Origin of the sequence: Psychrobacter sp. (assembly GCF_030454045.1) — a bacterium.
In the GTDB taxonomy this organism is placed as follows: Bacteria; Pseudomonadota; Gammaproteobacteria; order Pseudomonadales; family Moraxellaceae; genus Psychrobacter.
The window spans coordinates 1-20,410 of the sequence record NZ_JAKDJE010000031.1 but is presented as its reverse complement, the minus strand read 5'-3'; the positions used below and the strand labels follow the sequence as shown (position 1 = coordinate 20,410).

Annotated in this window: 18 protein-coding genes, 3 tRNA genes and 1 pseudogene; 18 read left to right on the top strand and 4 right to left on the bottom strand. The window is 43.9% G+C overall.

Annotated features, from left to right (window positions below; genetic code table 11):
* Positions 1–593 precede the first annotated feature (593 nt).
* Positions 594–2,201 carry an inorganic phosphate transporter gene (locus L0G63_RS07455; RefSeq protein ID WP_301450066.1) on the top strand — a complete coding sequence of 536 codons (1,608 nt, stop codon included), beginning with the start codon at positions 594–596 and terminating at the stop codon, positions 2,199–2,201.
* Positions 2,202–2,299: 98 nt separating this feature from the next.
* Here the strand turns inward: L0G63_RS07455 and L0G63_RS07450 are convergent, their stop codons facing one another.
* Positions 2,300–3,946, bottom strand: coding sequence for an aminotransferase class I/II-fold pyridoxal phosphate-dependent enzyme (locus L0G63_RS07450; RefSeq protein ID WP_301450065.1), 1,647 nt, complete (start codon positions 3,944–3,946; stop codon positions 2,300–2,302).
* Between the two features lie 418 nt (positions 3,947–4,364).
* Here L0G63_RS07450 and msrB point away from each other — a divergent pair, with 418 nt between their 5' ends.
* The 9 genes and pseudogenes from msrB (at position 4,365) to L0G63_RS07405 (ending at position 9,685) form a co-directional block, all read left to right on the top strand.
* Positions 4,365–4,790, top strand: a complete 426-nt coding sequence (gene msrB / locus L0G63_RS07445; RefSeq protein ID WP_301450080.1) for a peptide-methionine (R)-S-oxide reductase MsrB — start codon at positions 4,365–4,367, stop codon at positions 4,788–4,790.
* A gap of 126 nt (positions 4,791–4,916) precedes the next feature.
* A pseudogene (locus tag L0G63_RS07440) lies at positions 4,917–5,403 on the top strand (glutathione peroxidase).
* A gap of 326 nt (positions 5,404–5,729) precedes the next feature.
* A tRNA-Val gene (locus L0G63_RS07435) sits at positions 5,730–5,805 on the top strand.
* A 37-nt stretch (positions 5,806–5,842) separates the two neighbouring features.
* Positions 5,843–5,919, top strand: a tRNA-Asp gene (locus tag L0G63_RS07430).
* Between the two features lie 328 nt (positions 5,920–6,247).
* On the top strand, positions 6,248–6,514 hold the full coding sequence (locus L0G63_RS07425; RefSeq protein ID WP_301450064.1) for a YrhK family protein: 267 nt from the start codon (positions 6,248–6,250) through the stop codon (positions 6,512–6,514).
* A gap of 216 nt (positions 6,515–6,730) precedes the next feature.
* Positions 6,731–7,093 carry a helix-turn-helix transcriptional regulator gene (locus L0G63_RS07420; protein ID WP_301450063.1) on the top strand — a complete coding sequence of 121 codons (363 nt, stop codon included), beginning with the start codon at positions 6,731–6,733 and terminating at the stop codon, positions 7,091–7,093.
* A gap of 48 nt (positions 7,094–7,141) precedes the next feature.
* The gene (arsC, locus tag L0G63_RS07415) at positions 7,142–7,549 is read left to right on the top strand and encodes an arsenate reductase (glutaredoxin) (protein WP_301450062.1); all 408 of its coding nucleotides are present in this window, start codon (positions 7,142–7,144) and stop codon (positions 7,547–7,549) included.
* A 19-nt stretch (positions 7,550–7,568) separates the two neighbouring features.
* On the top strand, positions 7,569–8,309 hold the full coding sequence (gene arsH, locus L0G63_RS07410; RefSeq protein WP_301450079.1) for an arsenical resistance protein ArsH: 741 nt from the start codon (positions 7,569–7,571) through the stop codon (positions 8,307–8,309).
* Between the two features lie 68 nt (positions 8,310–8,377).
* Complete coding sequence (locus L0G63_RS07405) at positions 8,378–9,685, top strand: arsenic transporter (RefSeq protein ID WP_301450061.1); 1,308 nt, start codon at positions 8,378–8,380, stop codon at positions 9,683–9,685.
* A gap of 131 nt (positions 9,686–9,816) precedes the next feature.
* On the opposite strand, the gene L0G63_RS07400 is transcribed toward L0G63_RS07405, so the two are convergent.
* Both L0G63_RS07400 and L0G63_RS07395 read right to left on the bottom strand, forming a co-directional pair.
* Positions 9,817–9,892: transfer RNA gene (locus L0G63_RS07400), tRNA-Asn, on the bottom strand.
* Between the two features lie 257 nt (positions 9,893–10,149).
* Positions 10,150–11,352, bottom strand: coding sequence for a pyridoxal phosphate-dependent aminotransferase (locus L0G63_RS07395; RefSeq protein ID WP_301450060.1), 1,203 nt, complete (start codon positions 11,350–11,352; stop codon positions 10,150–10,152).
* 521 nt (positions 11,353–11,873) lie between these two features.
* Between L0G63_RS07395 and L0G63_RS07390 the strand changes: the two genes are divergently transcribed.
* The 8 genes from L0G63_RS07390 (at position 11,874) to L0G63_RS07355 (ending at position 19,644) form a co-directional block, all read left to right on the top strand.
* Entirely contained in the window at positions 11,874–12,611 is a 738-nt protein-coding gene (locus tag L0G63_RS07390; RefSeq protein WP_301450059.1) for an SDR family NAD(P)-dependent oxidoreductase, read from the top strand.
* 60 nt (positions 12,612–12,671) lie between these two features.
* A complete protein-coding gene (locus tag L0G63_RS07385; protein WP_301450058.1) occupies positions 12,672–14,393 on the top strand; it encodes an NAD(P)/FAD-dependent oxidoreductase in 1,722 nt (573 codons plus the stop codon).
* A gap of 60 nt (positions 14,394–14,453) precedes the next feature.
* Positions 14,454–15,542 (top strand): DUF1365 domain-containing protein, encoded by a 1,089-nt coding sequence (locus L0G63_RS07380; RefSeq protein WP_301450057.1) that lies wholly within the window; start codon positions 14,454–14,456, stop codon positions 15,540–15,542.
* An 82-nt stretch (positions 15,543–15,624) separates the two neighbouring features.
* Positions 15,625–17,079, top strand: coding sequence for a cyclopropane-fatty-acyl-phospholipid synthase family protein (locus L0G63_RS07375; RefSeq protein ID WP_301450056.1), 1,455 nt, complete (start codon positions 15,625–15,627; stop codon positions 17,077–17,079).
* 16 nt (positions 17,080–17,095) lie between these two features.
* The gene (locus L0G63_RS07370; RefSeq protein WP_301450055.1) at positions 17,096–17,227 is read left to right on the top strand and encodes a hypothetical protein; all 132 of its coding nucleotides are present in this window, start codon (positions 17,096–17,098) and stop codon (positions 17,225–17,227) included.
* Between the two features lie 39 nt (positions 17,228–17,266).
* Positions 17,267–17,677, top strand: coding sequence for a DUF2177 family protein (locus L0G63_RS07365; RefSeq protein WP_071001940.1), 411 nt, complete (start codon positions 17,267–17,269; stop codon positions 17,675–17,677).
* 154 nt (positions 17,678–17,831) lie between these two features.
* Positions 17,832–18,383: an acyl-CoA thioesterase gene (locus L0G63_RS07360; RefSeq protein WP_071001939.1), complete on the top strand. Its 552-nt coding sequence runs from the start codon at positions 17,832–17,834 to the stop codon at positions 18,381–18,383.
* A gap of 172 nt (positions 18,384–18,555) precedes the next feature.
* Positions 18,556–19,644 carry a cation diffusion facilitator family transporter gene (locus L0G63_RS07355; RefSeq protein WP_301450054.1) on the top strand — a complete coding sequence of 363 codons (1,089 nt, stop codon included), beginning with the start codon at positions 18,556–18,558 and terminating at the stop codon, positions 19,642–19,644.
* 171 nt (positions 19,645–19,815) lie between these two features.
* Here L0G63_RS07355 and dps read toward each other — a convergent pair whose 3' ends face one another.
* Complete coding sequence (gene dps, locus L0G63_RS07350; RefSeq protein ID WP_301450053.1) at positions 19,816–20,298, bottom strand: DNA starvation/stationary phase protection protein Dps; 483 nt, start codon at positions 20,296–20,298, stop codon at positions 19,816–19,818.
* Positions 20,299–20,410: the final 112 nt, after the last annotated feature.

The following is a 20,410-nucleotide window of genomic DNA, read 5'->3' as shown; positions in this document are numbered from 1 at the left end:
CTTCAAAACCTCGACTTTACCCACTTGGCTGAGCAAAACGCAGGTAAGATGAGCTGTCATCGATAAAGAATGAAATCGGCGTATACGCTCACGGTTACAAATCTTGCAATATCATTATGCATTATGTGATCATATTTAATATAATAGGCCCACAATGCTCTCTACTTTGGCATAAGATACGCAAATAACGCACTATCTTATGAGTTATGCAGATAGTTAACAGACATTGCCGTACCAGATGTGGGTAAAAACCGTAACATCACCGAACTATAAGCCGCAAGCTGCTGTAATCAGATGACCGTAATCAAATGATTTGGCAATATATCTTGCGGCTTTGTGATATGCAAATTGATGTATCTTTAGTAGAGAATATATCAGTTGTCTGAATGAGATATCAAATAGCGGTGAGTGGTTGCAAAGTACGGCAGCAAAAACACGTCAACATTCTATTGCACTGAGTTCATTATTTACAAAGCACGTTGCGCAGTGATGTCATGTTGTTTTGGTGTGTGGTATCAAAACTTCTATGTATCGCGGTGCAATGTTACTAATCGCATATAATTTCAATCAGCTTACGCAGGACGTATCAACGTATGGGTATTAGCAACAGTTCTACAGAGCCAACCCAATCAGTCGGCTCTATGAAAGTAAATTTATTTTTTGCCATTTTATTGATTGCGATGACCATCTACTTTTTGTGGTGGGGTTTGGATTACACACTGCGTCAGCAAACGGCGCTATTTATTGTAGCGACGGCGTTTGGTGTCTTTATGGCATTCAACATCGGTGGTAACGATGTCGCCAATTCTTTTGGTACTTCAGTGGGTGCAGGGACTTTGACTATCCCTCAAGCGCTTGGTGTGGCCGCAATATTTGAAGTCTCTGGCGCCGTCTTGGCAGGTGGTGAGGTGACGGATACCATTCGAAAAGGGATTGTTGACTTAGATGGTCTATCAGTCTCACCCAATCAGTTTATTTATGTCATGCTCTCAGCCCTAGTGGCAGCAGCATTTTGGCTGCTCTTTGCGACTCGTAAAGGTTTACCCGTATCGACCACCCACTCGATTATTGGTGGCGTCGTTGGTAGTTCTATCGTTCTTGGGTTTGATTTGGGCGGTAGTGCCACGGCATTTTCTACCGTTGACTGGGGTACTATTGGGACGATCGCTATTTCTTGGGTATTGTCACCTTTATTAGGCGGCATATTGGCGTACATCTTGTACGGTCAAATCAAGAAAAATATCATCGAATATAATGATAGAACAGAGGCTCATATTGGTAAGCTAAAAGCCAGTAAAAAAGTATTAAAGCAAAACCACAAAGAGTTTTTGGGTGGGCTGACAGAGTCAGAGCAGTTGGCTTATACGTCAGCGATGCTACGTGACCAAGAGATCTACAAAGACGACGATTGCGTTGTGGCAGATTTAGAGACCGATTACTACAAAGAGCTTTATAAGATTGAAAATGAGCGTACCAATTTAGATACGCTAAAAGCGCTTAAGCAATGGGTGCCGATTATTGCGGCATTAGGCGGCGCCGTCATGACCTCATTGGTCGTGTTTAAAGGGCTTAAAAACGTCAACAGTAACCTGACCACACTGCAAGGTTTCTTGATCATGGGTATGATCGCCGCCCTTGTTTGGCTTGCGACCTTTATTTATACCAAGAGTATTCGCGGTAAGCATAAAGAGGATTTGACCAAAGCGACGTTTATTATGTTCAGCTGGATGCAGGTCTTTACCGCCTCAGCGTTTGCGTTTAGTCATGGCTCAAATGATATTGCCAATGCGGTCGGTCCTTTCGCTGCGATTATGGATGTCATTCGTACCAATGAGATTGCCTCTCAAGCTGCGGTGCCACCAGCAGTGATGCTCACCTTTGGTGTGGCGTTGATTGTTGGCCTTTGGTTTATCGGTAAAGAAGTGATCCAAACTGTTGGTACCAACCTTGCAAAAATGCATCCTGCTTCAGGCTTCTCAGCGGAGCTGGCTGCGGCTGCGGTTGTTATGGGTGCATCGACACTGGGTCTGCCTGTATCGAGTACCCATACATTGGTTGGGGCAGTGCTGGGTATTGGTATCGTCAACAGAGACACCAACTGGGGGCTTATGAAGCCAATTGGTTTGGCTTGGGTTATCACCTTACCAGTGGCTGCTGGACTCTCAGCGATCAGCTATATCGTATTAAAAAATATCTTTTAATCAAAAGATAAGTAGTGGCATAGCATCAGGTTGTCAGCTCAAAAAAAACGCTTATTGGCTTGATGCCAATAAGCGTTTTTTATTCAACAGATTAAACCTTAATCTGTGCCAAACTGCTGACGCTTTTTGGCAAAAAATCTATCCAATCTATCCATCGCATTTTCTAAGTCTTGCAAGTTTGGTAAGAATACCAAGCGAAAATGATCGGGTTTATCCCAGTTAAATCCTGTGCCTTGTACCATCAACACATTCTCTTCAATGAGTAAATCCATCATAAATGCCATATCGTCTTCGATCGGGTATATCTCTGGGTCTATTTTTGGAAAGCAATAAAATGCCCCTTGTGGCATGGTGCAAGAAATACCTTTTATTGCATTCAGTCGTGAGACTGCCATCTCGCGCTGCTTATATAAGCGCCCTGTTTCAGACGTTAAGTCTTGCATACTCTGATAGCCACCCATCGCTGTCTGAATGGCGTACTGCCCTTGAACATTCGAGCAAAGGCGCATAGAGGCCAGCATGTCCAAGCCTTCAATAAAATCTGCGGCATGTTGCTTGCGTCCTGATACCATCATCCAGCCTGAGCGAAATCCAGCGATACGGTGTGACTTTGATAAGCCATTGTATGAGAGTACCAGTACCTCATCAGTCAACGTACTCATAGGTGTATGCACATTGTCATCATAGAGAATACGATCATAAATCTCATCGGCCATGATGATTAGATTGTACTCTTTAGCAACTTCGATGATTTGCTTGAGTAGCTCGTCGCTATAAAGAGCGCCTGTCGGGTTATTGGGATTGATCACCACAATGCCTTTCGTTTTGCTGGTGATTTTAGACTTGATGTCTTCAATATCAGGATGCCAATTGTCCGCTTCATTGCAGCGATAATGCACAGCGGTGCCACCAGCGAGATTGGCAGCAGCTGTCCAAAGTGGATAGTCTGGCATTGGGATCAGCACTTCATCACCATCGTTCATCAATGCTTGCATGGTCATGACAATAAGCTCAGAGACACCATTACCCAAATACACATCACGCACATCAACGGCGGATAAGAGACCTTTGGACTGGTAATACTGCAAAATGGCTTTGCGTGCTGAAAAAATCCCTTGTGAGTCTGAGTAACCCGTTGCTTCAGATAAATTCATCGCCACGTCACGCAAGATTTCATGAGGCGCTGCTAAGCCAAACGGTGCTGGGTTACCTACATTTAGCTTTAATATGCGCTTACCTTCCGCTTCTATTTTGTTGGCAGTTTGGAGGAGGGGGCCACGGATGTCATAGCAAACGTTTTGTAATTTATCGGATTTTTTGATGGTATTCATAGCATGATCGCTTATTGAATTGGTGTGTGAGTTGTTATTGGTACTATCAAGTGTCATCGCTTCAGCTGCTTGAATTTTTATTTGGCTGTTTGATAGTGAATCGGTAGGCGACTCTCTATCTTGGTGCGCACTGTGATCTATGGATGCTGCTGCACCTATATCACTTACCTCGTCTTTGAGATCGCCGCGTAATAGGTAGCCTTCACTGCAGCCTAAAATACGAGCAAGCGTCGGCAGCTTCGATGAGACGATACCATTGGTGCCGCGCTCCCAGTTAGAGATAGCACCGCGACTGACCTTTGCCCCAGCGGCTGTCATGGCTTGTGCCAGCTGCTCAGCTGTGAATCCTTTTTGACGTCGCAGCTGTGCCAGTCGCTGCGCTTGGGTGCTTTTACTATTGCCATCAGACATCATTTTCGAGCCTTTATCGATCAGTGTATTTACAGCAGATTAGCTACAAGACAAATGTTATTAGTGTCTAATGCAAGATATTATTGCATTGATAATTATATTGCAAGGGTTTGAAATAAATTTTATTTATTGCAAGATATACTTGCAAACTGGGATTTTGTTATTAGACACATTCCTAAGCTCATGTTCTCATTTGCGTTAATGATAATAAAACCACTATCCATTCGTTATCAGCTCAATAGAACTGACCCTATTTTATTCGTTGAATGTTTTGTAGAGGGCTACAAAGCACCTGATAATAGTTACACTCTTTTTATTGAAGCCTTGAATAGTGAGTCGCCAACCTTCACATATAGCACATCGTTTTCATAATCGTATGGCGATAAAATAGCGATAATAAATAATTAAATAAGGGTGAATGATGCAAGACAATCAACTAAGTAAAGAAGAAATCAGCCAGCTAACCGAAGCCGATTGGAAAGAGCGTTTGAGTGCTGAAGAGTACCGTGTCATGCGCGAAAAAGGCACGGAGCGTCCGTTTACTGGCGTCTATAACGATGCGACTGATGATGGGGTTTATCGCTGCAAAGGCTGCGGTGCCAGTTTGTTTGACTCCAGCAACAAGTTTGATGCAGGCTGCGGTTGGCCAAGTTTTGACCAAGGGGTCGATAACAGCGCGATAGATGAGCATGTCGATAACTCATTGGGCATGACGCGTATCGAAGTGACCTGTAGCAACTGCGGTGCACATTTGGGTCATGTATTTCCTGATGGACCACGAGAGACAACAGGTATGCGCTACTGCATCAACTCAGTGTCAATTGATTTGGATAAATCTGAGAAGTAAGTAAATGGTATTATAAGGGTGAGAGGGAAGTGCAGAGTGCCTCCCTTTTACTCATATGAATAAGTATGCAAAAGTTCTAAATATCTATGTAAAATGATATAAACCTCAATAATTTAAGGATAAATGATGAGTACGATCTATGATTTTAGCGCTGAGCATATGGATGGTGGCTTACAAGCGTTTTCAGATTATCAAGATAAGGTGTTATTAATCGTCAATACGGCAAGTAAGTGTGGTTTTACGCCGCAGTTTGAAGGGTTAGAATCCTTATATCAACAATACAAAGATCAAGGGCTAGTCGTTATCGGCTTTCCTTGTAATCAATTTGGTGCTCAAGATCCCGGTAGCAATGATGAGATCGGCGCGTTTTGTCAAAAAAACTACGGCGTCAGCTTTCCTATGATGGCAAAGACCGAAGTCAATGGCTCAGATGCCCATCCTATCTATAAATGGCTTAAAGAGCAAAAAGGGCGGGGTGCTAACAGATGGTATCAAATGGAACTTTACTAAGTTTTTGATAGGTAGCGATGGGCAAGTGCTTGAGCGTTATGCACCCACAACCAAGCCAGAAGCACTCAAGAATGATATTGAGCAAGCTCTCACTGATGCGTGAGTATGAGACTCAAAGAAATGAATTTTTTATAAAAATATAAAATCAATAAAAACATATGCTTGCTAAAAATTTCGATATAAATGTGAATTTTTTTGAAAAAAGTGTCAAATAGAGTTTGACAGCCAAGCGTAAATCTATATAATACACACCCACAGCAAGGGGCTAAACAAAACAAGCCTAGCTGGTTAAGTTAACATCGAGTGTGACAGCTGATGATAGCTTTAGAAGTTGAAAAGCTTGATTGCTTTAAAAGCTTCAGAAAATTCCCTTTAAGGAATTTTCTCTTGCGAACCTAAAATTGCAGTGCAATTTTTTAACGGTTCTCAGGGTGATTAGCTCAGTTGGTAGAGCGTCTGCCTTACACGCAGAATGTCGGCGGTTCGAATCCGTCATCACCCACCACTTACTAGCTTGTGGCAAAAAAAGCTAAACGACCTAAGCAGCGGTAGTTCAGTTGGTTAGAATACCGGCCTGTCACGCCGGGGGTCGCGGGTTCGAGTCCCGTCCGCTGCGCCATATTTAAAACGAATTTAAACCTTTGGGTTTAAGCAAGTTTCGCCTCAAACATTAGGTTGTTTGAGGTTTTTTTGTGTCTGTATATTTTTTCGATATGTTGTAGGCAAGCATGCCAAAATAATGTTAGTTCGAATCAGGTGTTCTTATTTGTTGATACTATCAGCAGTGAAAATGTAAGGGCAAAGTGATCTAAAAATCGTCAATAGACCATTGTCACAGGCTTGAATGTTTTATTCTCGTACGCCTTACAGCGCCTTCTGTTGACAGCGGCATTTGCAGCCTGATATATCTGTTTGCCTAATAAATATAGATATATAAGGGATGCATTTTGAGTGATAGTAAAAAGCTAGATGTTGATATTGGAAAAGATCATATTGTGATACAGCGACGTTACGATGCGTTGGGCGCAGTAAATGACTTACTTATCGCTATTTGGTTTTTGATTGGTAGCTCTTTCTTTTTAAAAGAGTCGCTCACCACAGATGGGACGTGGCTATTTATTCTTGGTAGTGCACAGCTACTTATAAAGCCACTGATCAAGCTGATCAGCTTGATTCATGCTGGTCGAGTATACAACCGATCAAAGCAGCGATAAGTTATAGCGTTAGGTAATACCGCGCTTGTTATAACCCATAAGCTGTAACTATAAATACAATCAATTTATCCAGTGTTACTCCCAAGAACAATAGCTATTAGTGTTAGAAGTAGTTTGGTTCATTGAACGATGGTGAGTGTTCTTTGATACTTCCAAAAGAAAAAATTTCATCCAAAAATCATTGAATTATTTCCATATGTCTATATTATTGGACATATGGAAATAACTACTGCTATTGCAAGCTTTGCTGCACTCTCTCAAGATACTCGTTTAAAGGCGTTTAGGTTGCTAGTAAGCCACGAGCCTGACGGTCTCCCTGCGGGTGAAATAGCCCGTCAGCTCGGTGTGCCGCACAATACCATGTCAGCGCATCTAGCGGTGCTGGCACGAGCAGGGTGGGTGGTCTCACAGCGACAGAGCCGACAAATTATCTATCGGGCATCGCTCTCACATATGGACAGCGTCATTCAATTTTTATTACAAGACTGCTGCGCAGGACATCCAGAATTGTGTGCCTCACTCATCGACAGTTTAAGTGGCTGCAGGGTAAGTGAATCTGCTGAGCAAGATAATCCTTAATCCAATAATCGATTCAATAAACATACTTATAAAATAGGTAAGATGACGATGAAACCTTTAATTTTTCATAACCCTAATTGTGGAACCTCTCGCAACACACTTGCCATTATGAAAACGTCAGGGGAGACGCCAGAAGTGGTGGAATATCTAAAAACTCCACCAACACGAGCACGCTTAGTTGAGTTATTAGCCCAAATGCAAATCTCTCCAAGAGGGTTGCTAAGAAGCAAAGAGGCGATTAATGATGAGCTTGGCCTAGACAATCCTGAGCTCTCTGATGATCACATCATCGATGCCATGATCGCGCATCCTATTTTGATCAATCGTCCGATCGTGGTGACTGATAAAGGTGCGGCCTTATGTCGTCCTTCAGAGCGCGTGTTTGAACTGCTAGCAAACCCTGTCAGTAGCTTCACAAAAGAAGATGGAGAGGTCATTTATCATGGCAAACACTAAGGCCGAACCAGCATCAATAATGGAGTCTACTGCTTCAGCAAATTCTAGCTTTGACGATTTACCCAATATCGATGTCGACAATATTCAACCAATCAATATTGAGTCGTTAATCGCGCCCAATGACCCACGTCATGCGCCCAAAATATTGGTGTTGTACGGCTCTGTCCGCGCGCGCTCATTCTCTAGATTGGTCGCAGAAGAGTCGAGCCGACTGTTACGCTGGTATGGTTGTGAGGTGCGGATGTTTGACCCATCAGGCTTGCCCCTGCCTGACGATGTAGATTCAGATCATCCAAAAGTGCAAGAGCTACGAGAGTTGGCGCAGTGGTCAGAAGGGATGCTTTGGGTGAGTCCAGAGCGCCATGGCAGTATCACCAGTATCATGAAAGCGCAAATCGATTGGATTCCGCTGTCTTTGGGTGGCGTGCGTCCGACTCAGGGTAAAACCTTAGCACTAATGCAAGTCAGTGGCGGCAGTCAAAGCTTTAATACGGTCAATCAGATGCGTATTCTTGGACGTTGGATGCGGATGATCACTATCCCTAATCAGTCCTCTATACCCAAAGCCTTTTTAGAATTTAACGATAACAATCGCATGGATATGTCTCCGTTATATCTGCGCCTAGTCGATGTCTGCGAAGAGTTGGTGAAATTTACTTGGCTCACACGCGGGCGCTCAGCGTATCTTACCGATCGCTATTCAGAGCGCGTCGAGAGCGCTGAAGAACTATCGAACCGCGTCAATCAAAAGTCGCTTTGATACGGTTACGCTAAGACCGTCACGTTAATACAATCACATTAATATTATTATCTAAGTAAGGCTGTGCCATGCTTGCGTTCGCTATTTTTGTTGTCACTCTGGTGCTGGTCATCTGGCAACCGAAAGGGTTGGGTATCGGTTGGAGTGCGATGGGCGGCGCCTTGGTCGCGTTAGCGCTTGGCGTCGTGCAGCTATCAGATGTCGGTATCGTGTGGGATATTGTTTGGGATGCGACCTTTACTTTTGTAGCGCTGATCATCATCTCACTTATCTTGGATAGAGCAGGATTTTTTGGTTGGGCAGCGCTGCATGTGGCACGCCTTGGCAATGGGCAAGGGCGACTGCTGTTTCCGATGATTGTTATATTGGGTGCGTTTATTTCTGCCTTTTTTGCCAATGATGGGGCGGCGCTATTACTGACGCCCATTGTGATTGCGATCTTGCTGCGCCTTAATTTTGCACCACCTTCCGCTTTAGCTTTTATCATTGCGACGGGTTTTATCGCTGATACAGCAAGTCTGCCATTGGTTACCTCAAACTTAGTCAATATCGTTAGCGCCAATTATTTTGATATTGGTTTTGGGCGTTATGCGGCAGTTATGGTGCCCGTGAATATCGTGTCTGTTGTGGCGACGCTACTGGTGTTGTGGATGGTGTATGCCCGTCATATCCCCAAGCATTATCCAGTCGATAATCTAAGTGCCCCTGCATCCGCTATTACCGATCCATTGGTCTTTCGCGCCGCTTTTCCATTGTTAGGCTTGCTATTGGTTGCTTATTTTGCGACCGAGCCGCTAGGGTTGCCTATTTCACTCGTCACAGGTGCGGCGGCTCTGGTACTGATGGTCATCGCTGGGCGCTTGTGGCAAGGCGGACGCGGCGCGGTTATTTCTGTCAGTGATGTCGTACGCAAAGCCCCTTGGCAAATCGTCCTGTTTTCAATTGGTATGTATTTGGTGGTGTATGGTTTGGGCAATGCAGGTCTTACTGCCTATGGTGCGCGCGTGCTTAACTGGCTAGGAGGACAGGGCGCAGTCATTGCCACAGTAGGGACTGGGTTTTTATCTGCCATTGTCTCGTCTATTATGAATAATATGCCAGCGACTTTGGTCGGCGCGCTCGCGATTGATCAGGCGCAAGTGTCCGCTGCGACGCGAGAACTGATGATTTATGCCAATGTGATCGGTAATGATTTGGGACCCAAGTTTACACCGATTGGCAGTCTTGCGACGTTATTATGGTTGCATGTACTGGCAGAAAAAAACTACAAAATCAGTTGGGGACAATATATAAGAATAGGCCTGCTGATTACCCCTCCTGTGTTATTAGTGACGCTTTTGGCCTTGGTTGTTTGGCTGCCTATGCTGCCAAGCTAATTAAGACAGTAGAGTAAGTGCAGAGTTGCTTTCAAATCTAAGCCATAAAAAAACCCCCATCAAACTGATGGGGGTTTTGGCAAATGCCATAATTGAATCTATAGTGACTCAAAAGGTTTACTACTAAAATGTGGCTCTCCAACCTGGGCTCGAACCAGGGACACACGGATTAACAGTCCGTTGCTCTACCAACTGAGCTATTGGAGAATAGGTTGTAAGTAACTAATCGCTTACAACGAGCCTTAGAAGTCTCTAACGAGTTCTTGCTAAGTGGGGCGTATTCTAGCAAAGATAAAAAATACGTCAAGCGTTTTTTTCATAATTCGTAAAAAATATCATTTTAATGATGAGAGAGAGGGCTTTTACGGATAAATAGCAAAAACAACCATAAAAAAGACGCCGCATAGAAACTATGCGGCGTCTTTTTTGTTAAAGCACTTGTAAGGCTAACGATGCTTTGTGACTTATTCGGCAACGTCCAAGTCAGCAACGGCTTTTTCGATACGTGACAAGGCATCTTGCAATGTGGCTTCATCAGTCGCGTAAGAGATACGCATATAGCCACCAAGACCGAAAGCATCACCAGGTACGACTGCGACACCGACTTTTTCTAGTAACCATGCTGAAAACTCAGTACATGATGATAGGCCAGCGGCTTTAATGAGAGGCTTGATTTCAGGATACACGTAGAACGCACCGTCAGGGCGCAAGCAAGTGATCCCTTTGATGGCGTTTAGACCATTAACGACTAGGTCGCAGCGCTTCTCAAATGCCGCTACCATTGGCTCAAGTACGCTCTGATCGCCACTGATGGCTGCTTCTGCAGCGACTTGGCTGATGGAGGTTGGGCATGAAGTAGACTGTGACTGTACTTTTTTCATGGCGCCGATGAGCTTGGCAGGGCCGCCAGCGTAGCCAATACGCCAGCCTGTCATCGCATAAGCTTTAGACACACCGTTTAGGATAATGGCACGGTCTTTTAGCTCAGGCGCGGCATTGAGGATATTGTAGAACTTATCACCCGTCCAGCGGATGTGCTCGTACATGTCGTCTGATGCCACATACACGTGTGGATGCTTTTTCAATACTTCAGCGATGGCTTTTAGCTCGTCCAACGTATAAATCATACCTGTTGGGTTAGAAGGGCTATTCAATACCAACAGTTTGGTTTTTTCAGTGATGGCGTCTTCTAGCTGCTCAGCGGTGATTTTGAAATCTTGCTCAGCGGGGCATTTTACGATGACTGGTACGCCTTCTGCGATGATAACCATATCAGGATAGCTCACCCAGTATGGTGCTGGGATGATGACTTCGTCGCCAGGATTGATAAACGCTTGGGCTAGGTTAAAGAATGACTGCTTACCACCGACCGATACTAGGATTTCGTTTGGCTCGTAGCTGATGTCATTGTCGCGCTTGAATTTCTCTATGATGGCGGTTTTTAGCTCTGGCGTACCATCAACAGCGGTGTATTTGGTGAAGCCATTATTGATGGCATCGATTGCTGCTTTTTTGATGTGGTCAGGGGTATCAAAATCAGGTTCGCCTGCGCCCAAACCGATAATGTCTTTGCCAGCTGCTTTTAGTTCTTTTGCTTTATTGGTAATCGCTAGCGTAGGAGAGGGTTTGATGCTATTGACGCGGTCAGACAGTTGCAACTCGCTCATGAGAGATCCTTTTTATATGGGAGTGGGATTGGTAAAAATCGATATTAATTATATAACGCTTTTATCACTATCAGGACAAGATATCAGGCAGTTTAGATAATCGCCTTATCTTATCGTGAAGATAGCCACAATTCGATCATAAATGAGACGCTCATCCATGTCTGCGCGGCTATTTTAATATTGTAGCATGCTGATATAGCGCTGTCTTATTACCCCGATAACAAAACATTGCGGACTGTCTTGCAGCATGACTCACTGTATAAATATGAAGACCACAGTAAAGATAAGATGCTTTTGTTGTGGCAATTGCGAAGACACAACAATAAACCTATAGCCGACCACTATAACTATTTAGGTTTGTTAAATAAGATGGCGTATAGGTTAATAAAAACAAGCCATATAACAGAGCACAAATACGCTCAGATGAAAGCTTGCATCCGAATTTAAAGACAGCTCTATTCAGCTCTTTGTTGAGCGATACGCTTTTCATATTATAAGAACATTTAAAAAGGATATTCACGATGACAGACGCTACTAAAAAACTACATATTCTCATTACTGGTGCGACCTCTGGTATTGGCAATCAATTGACCAAGGATTATCTACTTGAGGACCATACCGTGTATGCTGTCGGCCGTGATGACGAGGCGCTGGCTGAGCTAAAATCGCTCGGCGCAGAGACGATTGATTTGGACCTGATGGATCGGGATAAAGTTATTGAAGCTTTTGAAAAGGTCGACACCATTGATTTGGCGATTTGCGGTGCTGGCATGTGTGAGTATTTAGATATGCCAAACTTCGATAGTGAAGTATTTATGAAGGTGATGTCAGTCAATATGGGTACGTTGTCTCATGCCATCGAAGGCGTATTGCCAAAGCTCATTGCGTCTAAAGGTCGCCTAGTCGGTATCGGTTCAGCGTCTGCTTACGTGCCGTTTGCCCGTGCTGAAGCTTATGGTAGCTCAAAAGCTGCTATCCATTATCTGATGAAAACATTACAGATTAGCCTCGCACCACACGATGTGTCGGTGAGCTTGGTCGTACCGGGTTTTGTTGAAACGCCAATGACCAAACAGAATGATTTCCCTATGCCGTTTATCCAGACGCCAAAGCAGGCCAGTCAAGCCATCCGTGATGGCATAGAAAGCGGGCACGAGGTCATCGAGTTTCCCAAAAAACTAACGATGCCACTAAAAGCATTGGGCACACTACCTGATTTAGTCTGGCAGCAAGTGAGTGAGAAACTCAATAAGAAATAACTTACTGATAAGCAGATCATCCACGATAAAAACAGCAAAAATATAGAAGGGAATGCCTTTATGCCGTTTACTCGTTTCAAGCGTGCAATTAGTCAAAAAACTGACAATCAAAATACTGATAAGAGCAATCATGCAAAAAATTCTGACTCTCAGTCAGCGCAAAAACGTATCGCTATTATTGGTTCGGGTGTGTCAGGACTGACTTGTGCGCATTACTTAGGCGCGCAACATGAGGTGACCGTTTTTGAGGCCAATGATTATATAGGCGGGCATGTAAATACCATTGATGTGGCACTACAGGACGGCAAAAAAGCAAAGACTAGTAACGTAGAGAGCAGCGCCATAGACACCGGTTTTATTGTTTTTAATGAGCGTACTTATCCCAATTTCTTCCGTTTGCTCCACGATCTGCAAGTGCCATTTCAGGCGACGGATATGAGCTTTTCGGTCAAAAATACCGCACGTCGTTTTGAATACAATGGGCATACGCTCAACACCTTATTATCGCAGCGCAAAAACGTACTCAATCCAAAGTTCTGGCAGTTTATCAAAGATATCTTGCAGTTTAATAAGCACATCAAGCAGCTCCGTCAAGAGTATGATAGTGCGCGTGCTGCGGGGCAAGACATTAGCGGATTTACTGAGCAGACGCTAGGTAATTACTTGGCTCAACAAAACTATGGTCAGCTGTTTACTGATAACTATCTACTGCCCATGGTATCTGCCATTTGGTCAACCAGTCTGGATGAAGTGCAAGATTTCCCACTGGTGTTTTTTGCGCAATTTTTTGACAATCATGGCTTACTCGATGTGGTCAATCGTCCGCAGTGGTTCACGATTAAAGGCGGCTCAAAACAATACGTTAACAAACTGATTCCACGCTTTATCAAAGCAGGTGGCAAAGTGCGAGTCAATAGTCCAGTACAGTCTGTGACGCGTGATGGTGAGCAAGTGCTGTTGACGGTTCAGAACAAAGGTGATGCTAACAACAGCGAGAACCTTGTATTTGACGAGGTTGTTTTTGCCTGTCATGCAGACACTGCACTGAAAATTCTAACAGATGCCAGTACCACTGAAACTGAGGTGCTGAGTCACTTCCGCTTCACCGAAAACACGGTGATATTGCATACCGATACGAGCGTCTTACCCAAGAAGCCACTGGCATGGGCAAGCTGGAACTACCTTATTGATAGAAAGACTTCAGGCAATGTGACAGACAAGAATCAAGCTGGCGTAAATACACAACGACCTGCAAAACCCGTGCTAACGTATCATATGAATATCTTGCAACGTCTGACCAAGAAGCATAATTATTTGGTCACATTGAATCATGAGATAGATGATCAGCAAATCGTCAAAAGCATTGATTATAGCCATCCAGTGTTCGATCTAAAAATGATTGAGGCGCAAACCAAATGGTCAAGTATCTCTGGTGCTGGGTTGCATACGCATTTTTGCGGAGCATATTGGTTTAATGGCTTTCATGAAGATGGCGTACGCAGCGGTCTACGTGTTTGTCAAGCGCTAGGCCATGATATCGATATAAAAGACGAGGTTGATCCAGCGCATTTGCCTGCTGCGGATAGTGCACATACGCCGTTTCGTTATAAAGACTTGCCAGTAAAGGCTGACACAAAGGCACGCACCCTTGATAAGCGTCAGATTAACACTGCGACCACCAATCAGGAGCTGGTTGAGTATGCTGAGCGCTTACAGAGTGAGGATCATGATAGTTACCAAAATAAAAAACGTGGTTTATTTGCTCGCCGTAACGTCAAATAGCTTTGTAAGAAATATTGCAAATTGTTCTATCATCATGTGCCGTTACCGAAGAGAGTATCTATGACCGTGTCCACCAAACCTACTAATGCTATGCCAAGGCATGAATCGCCCTGCAAGACAACTGCATCAGCGCATCAATTGCTTGAGGGCACGACATGGCATAGCCGGTTGCTTCCTAGTGTGAATAATTTTGTTTATCCGTATCGCTATTGGGGCATCAATATCAGTGCATTGGCGGCAGGACAGGCACTGCCAGAGGTAGACACGGCAGCTTTGGGTGACCATAAAGCTTTAGGCGCGTCATACCTGAGCAAGATATTACCAAAGAAGTTATTGGCAAAAAGATTGCCTTTATTTTCAGCCAAGACAAAGGCGCTACAACAATTTTGCCCTAATGATTATCTAGAGGGTTTCAATAGCCTAAGTAGCAATGAAAGCCTAAATGACAATGAGAACATAAGTGACAATGAGAGCATAAATAGCAACGAAGATATTGATAATGACCTACCGTCTAATCAAGCGCTAAAGCAGCGTTTGAGCCAAGCATTTATCAAACATGCAGGTAGCAGTCCTACAGGAGATATGTTGGGATTACTCGTATGCCGTAATGCAGGTATGTATTTTAGCCCAGTCAATTTTTACCTAGGGTTTGATGAGCAGCAGACGCCGACGCACTTATTGGCTGAAGTATCCAATACACCTTGGGATAAGCGTCATTACTATGGGTTTTTGTTAGAAGGAGAGGAGACTGAGTTTTGTCATGATAAAGACTTTCATGTGTCACCTTTTAATCCTATCGATCAGCTATACCACTGGCAGGTGACGGTGAAACGTACACAACAACATACGGCAGATAAGCAGTCAAGCACAGGCTTGCAAGTTCGTATCGCTATTGATATCAGTGATGAGCGTGGGGAGGTCCTAAAAACGGGTATAAAGATATCAGGGGTGCCGCTGACAGAAACCTCCGTTCGCAATAGCTTACGAAAAAACCCACTGATGAACATGACCTCGTTAGCGCGTATTTATGGGCAAGCCTTTAAACTCTATGCGATCAAAAAGGTGCCTTATATCAATTATGATGAAAAGCTAGCCGATAGTAATCAGAAAACATCTGCCTCTTTAAAAAGCGAAACTTTAAACGATTGATAATCTAGAAATACAAAAACCAGCAAAACATTTTATATAGTCAATTTCAAAATAAAAGAACCTAGACAAGGACAACCATACGATGTCAGTACGACCGACCGACCGAGCACCAGTGACAAAATTAGAGAAATTAACTGCTCGAATGAGTAGAGTGGTTAACGAAAGTGCCGTACTACAACCAGTAAGTGACGGCGTGAATCATATTGCTCGTAAACTGATATTTCGTGCATTACAGCACATCCAGTTTGGCAGTCTTACTTTGATTGAGACCTTTGGTGAGCAAACAGCAAAGACAACTAGCTTTGGCAAAGTCGCTCCTCAGGTAGCAAGTAGTTCAGCAGTAGGTCGACATTCTCTAAACGTCACGTTAGAGATTCATGATAGTGCGGTTTATCGTCAACTGCTGCTTGGTGGCTCTATCGCTTTGGCAGACAGTTATATCGATGGCGAATGGGACACGGATGATTTGACGGGCCTGATCCGTTTGGCGGCGCGTAACTTGGAAGTGCTTAATAAAGTAGAAAACCGTTTTGCGGGCGTTAGTAAAGCATTTGAGAAAGCAAAGCATCAGCTACGTGGTAATGACAAATCTGGTTCTAAATCCAATATCCTAGCGCATTATGACTTGGGCAATGATATGTATCAGCGTTTTTTGGATGATACGATGATGTACTCGTCAGCCGTATATCTGACGCCTGATGTGACGCTTAGCGATGCTCAGCAGCACAAGCTGTCGCTAATCTGCCAACGTTTACAGCTCAGTGCTGACGATCGTGTGATTGAAATTGGTACAGGGTGGGGCGGATTCGCTATCTATGCAGCTACTCATTATGGCTGCCATGTGACCACCACGACTATCTCTGATGCGCAATATGATGAGGCACAGAGACGAGTCGAAGCGGCAGGATTGTCTGATAAGATCACGCTTCTTAAGCAAGACTATCGTGAGCTGACGGGAGAGTACGACAAACTGGTCAGTATCGAGATGATTGAGGCGGTGGGACATGAGTATTTACCAACATTCTTTGCCAAGTGTAATAGCTTGCTAAAACCGACGGGTCTTATGGTATTGCAGGCCATCACTTTTAATGATCAGAATTATCAAGACTATATCGATTCGGTCGATTTTATCCAAACGCATATTTTCCCAGGTGGTTGTCTGCTTTCAAACCAAGAGCTGACGACACAGTTTACTGAGCAGACGGACATGGTCATCAAGCAATTACACGATTATGGCTTTGATTATGCATATACGCTGCGTGATTGGCGTGCTGCGTTTATGGCACAGCGTGCAGATATTCAAGCGCTTGGCTATGACGATGCCTTTATCCGCCTATGGGAGTTTTATTTCTGTTACTGCGAAGGGGGGTTCTTGGAGCGTACCATCGGTGTGGTTCAAGTCACTGCGGTGAAGCCTAACAATATCGACACGCTGCATTTTTCCGATTTGCCAAGTGCGGTCTTAAAAAACGAAACGGTTTCGAACGATGAGACGGCCTTTCATGATGCAGATATGGCAGACACAGCGACAGTATAAGCTAGGTGATACAGATATGGCTTTTCCTGAGGCGATAGTCAGACCAAACAATCGCGAATCCATACAGGCGGTCTATTACAAAAACAGTGCCGTATCTTCGCGTATTCTGGCATTTTTAGACTTTATCCAACCACGACTGACATTATAAATTTTATCCGTTTCTATTCATTTTATAAGGGGTATTATCATGGGTTATGTTTTTATTTATCTCGCCGCGGTGGTTATCTTTTTGGGTGTCGATGCTGTCTGGCTGACGACCATGAAAGGCGCCTTTTATGAGTCGCGCATCGGTCATCTATTGGCGGATGAGCCTAACATGATGGCAGCTGGTATCTTTTATATGTTTTATATCTTGGCACTCTGCATATTGATTCTATATCCACAAATCAAAGCAGGTGCATCAGTTGGTCATATTTTCTTACTTGGTGGTTTGATTGGTCTAATGGCCTACGGTACATATGACTTTACCAATCTGGCACTGTACAAAGGTTTTACACTCGATACCGCGCTCGTTGACTTTGTATGGGGCGGGGTTTTGACGGGGTCAGTCAGCGCGATTGTCGCTTGGCTGGCTTATCGATTTCATTGGTTGAGCTAACCAAGATCGCCCTTATTCATAAAAGCTGGCCCTATATAGCTCTAATTTACATAACCTAGACCGATTAGAGACATAGGGCTGTTTGCGCTATTTGGTGTCCTACTGTATAAATGGTAGGCACAACAAATAAGTGTCAAACCATTTAAGGAACGTTATGCCGCAATACAATACCAGCTCGACTGCCAAAAAAGCCCCATTGAATCATGAACTATATATGTCGATATTGATGACGCCTGATATGGCAAATTTTATCGGTAATGTCCATGGCGGTGATTTGCTAAAGATGCTCGATCAGGTCGCTTACGCTTGTGCCAGTCGTTATAGTGGTAGCTATGTCGTGACATTGTCCGTGGACCAAGTTATGTTTCGTGAGCCTATTTATGTGGGCGAATTAGTAACCTTTGCAGCCAGTGTCAATCATGTGGGAAATACCTCAATGGAGATTGGCATTCGTGTTGAGGCAGAAGATGTGCGTGCTCGTACCGTGCGCCATACCAATAGCTGCTATTTTACAATGGTTGCTATCGATGATAATGGCAAGCCAACTCCTGTCCCTCCGCTTGTCATCAAAAATAAATTACAGCAATGCCGAGCAGATGCAGCGATAGAGCGAAAAAAACTGCGTATGGAAAGCGCACATCGTCCCAGTTGTGATATTGAAAGCTTGAATCAAAATTTTGGCGAGCCTGAAGATATTGCCAAATAGGGTCACTAGATCTGGTTATCAGATGTTGATGATATAACGGCCTATATACGCTACAGCGACTCACTAAAAAGACACTGATATTTTGCTACGCTTGCTTTAAGCTGATACCTGTTTCAAGCCATTCATCTACTATGAATATATTTTACCAAGATGTCATTTCAGTGAGTCTAGCATGAGTTTAAAACCATCGGTTGCTAATCCCCAACGCCATTTGTCCGCCTCCTCTAAAGCGCAGTCGCCTCGTGCGCGCGGTGCTAGCAGTCTGCAAACCCCAAATGATTCCGAGTTAGAGCATGTCCTAAATCAGAGCCCTGAGACCAATGATGAGCACTCGGGATCACTCATTACAGTATTGATTGCTGTTGGGGCCAATATCATTATTGCGATTGCAAAAACCGTGGCTGCCTTTTTGACAGGATCTGCTTCCATGATTGCTGAAGCGGCGCATTCGTGGGCAGATGCTGGCAATGGCACGCTGCTGATTGTGGCAGAAAAAAAGGCGATCAAACCTGCTGATAAAAGCCATCCGCTAGGATACGGCAAAGAGTCATACGTCTGGTCGATGATTGCTGCATTCGGTGTATTTACGGCAGGCTCGATTGTCTCTATCTATACGGGTATTAAGGAGTGGAACGCTACTGAATCTGAGACCAATTATACGATTGCTTTTATCGTTTTAGCAGTCGCCTTTGTGCTTGAGGGGTTTTCGCTGGTTCAGGCTTATAGACAGAGTAAAAAGCATGGCGAAGCATTGGATGTGAGTGCGCTTGGCTATGTGGTGGATACCTCCAATCCGACTTTACGTGGCGTATTTTTTGAGGATTTAGCAGCCGTCATTGGTTTGGTGATTGCGGCGGCTGCGATGGGGATGCATGCTTATACTGGTGAGGCATACTGGGATGCGCTCGGTTCTATCATCGTGGGCATACTACTGGGAGTGGTCGCCATATTTTTGATTAGCCGTAACCGTGATTTTTTGGTGGGGTATAGAGTCACTGACCGTATGCACGAATACGTCTTGAGCGAACTACTCAATCATCCAGATATCGATAGTGTGTCCTATCTACACCTAGAGTGGGTTGGTCCTAAAAAGATCTTTATGGTCGCCGCAGTGGATATCGCAGGCAATCAGAAAGAAAAACATGTCGCTCAAAAGTTTGAGGAAATTGAAAACTTGTTCCGAGGCAACCCTGTATTCCAAGAGGCAATTTTGACACTATCGGCTCCAAATGCTGATATTCTGAAATTAGAAGATGTTTGATCTATACAGCAAGTCAATAAAAGAGAATACAGTAGACGGATTCATTGACAGCAGGTAGATTGTTAAATATTCGATACGTCATTCATTGTGTAAGACACAAAAAAGCCGTCAATAATGACGGCTTTTTTATTCGTAATTATGGGTCTAAAATACCCATTAATTCACGGATACTTATTTCTTTGGCGCATTTGCACCGATGAACCAAGCATCTTTATCGATGATGCGACTAGCTTCAGTGAATAGGTCAGCGGTATCTTCATCGCCAGCATCACCAGCAGTAGCAATAGCTTCTCTTAATGCCTCTGCTACTTTTTTGTAGCGACCAGTTAGCTCGCGTACATGTTGATCTACTTCAGTAATGTCAGTTGGGTAATCATCTAGAATAGACTCTTTTACCACACGACTTGCTAAGCCATTTGGTTGACCGCCCAAAATCACAATACGCTCAGCAATAGTATCCGATACTTCAAGGATACGATCTGATGTTTCGTCTAACAACTGATGCACACCGATGAAACCAGTACCTTGTAAGTTCCAATGACATTGCTTACCATCTAGGGTTAGATCAATCACGTTTGCTAGGTTTGCATTTAGCAAATCAATCATTTTTTTTGCGGTATCGTCTGAAATTCCACTTGCGTAACGTTCTCTCATATCTTACTCCGTTATTTATTTAAAATTATTATATTGAATGAAAATCTCAATGTATTGTTATTAGGGCGTGTTGAACATTCGCAAATAGGCACTGCTGATCGCTAAAATTGTT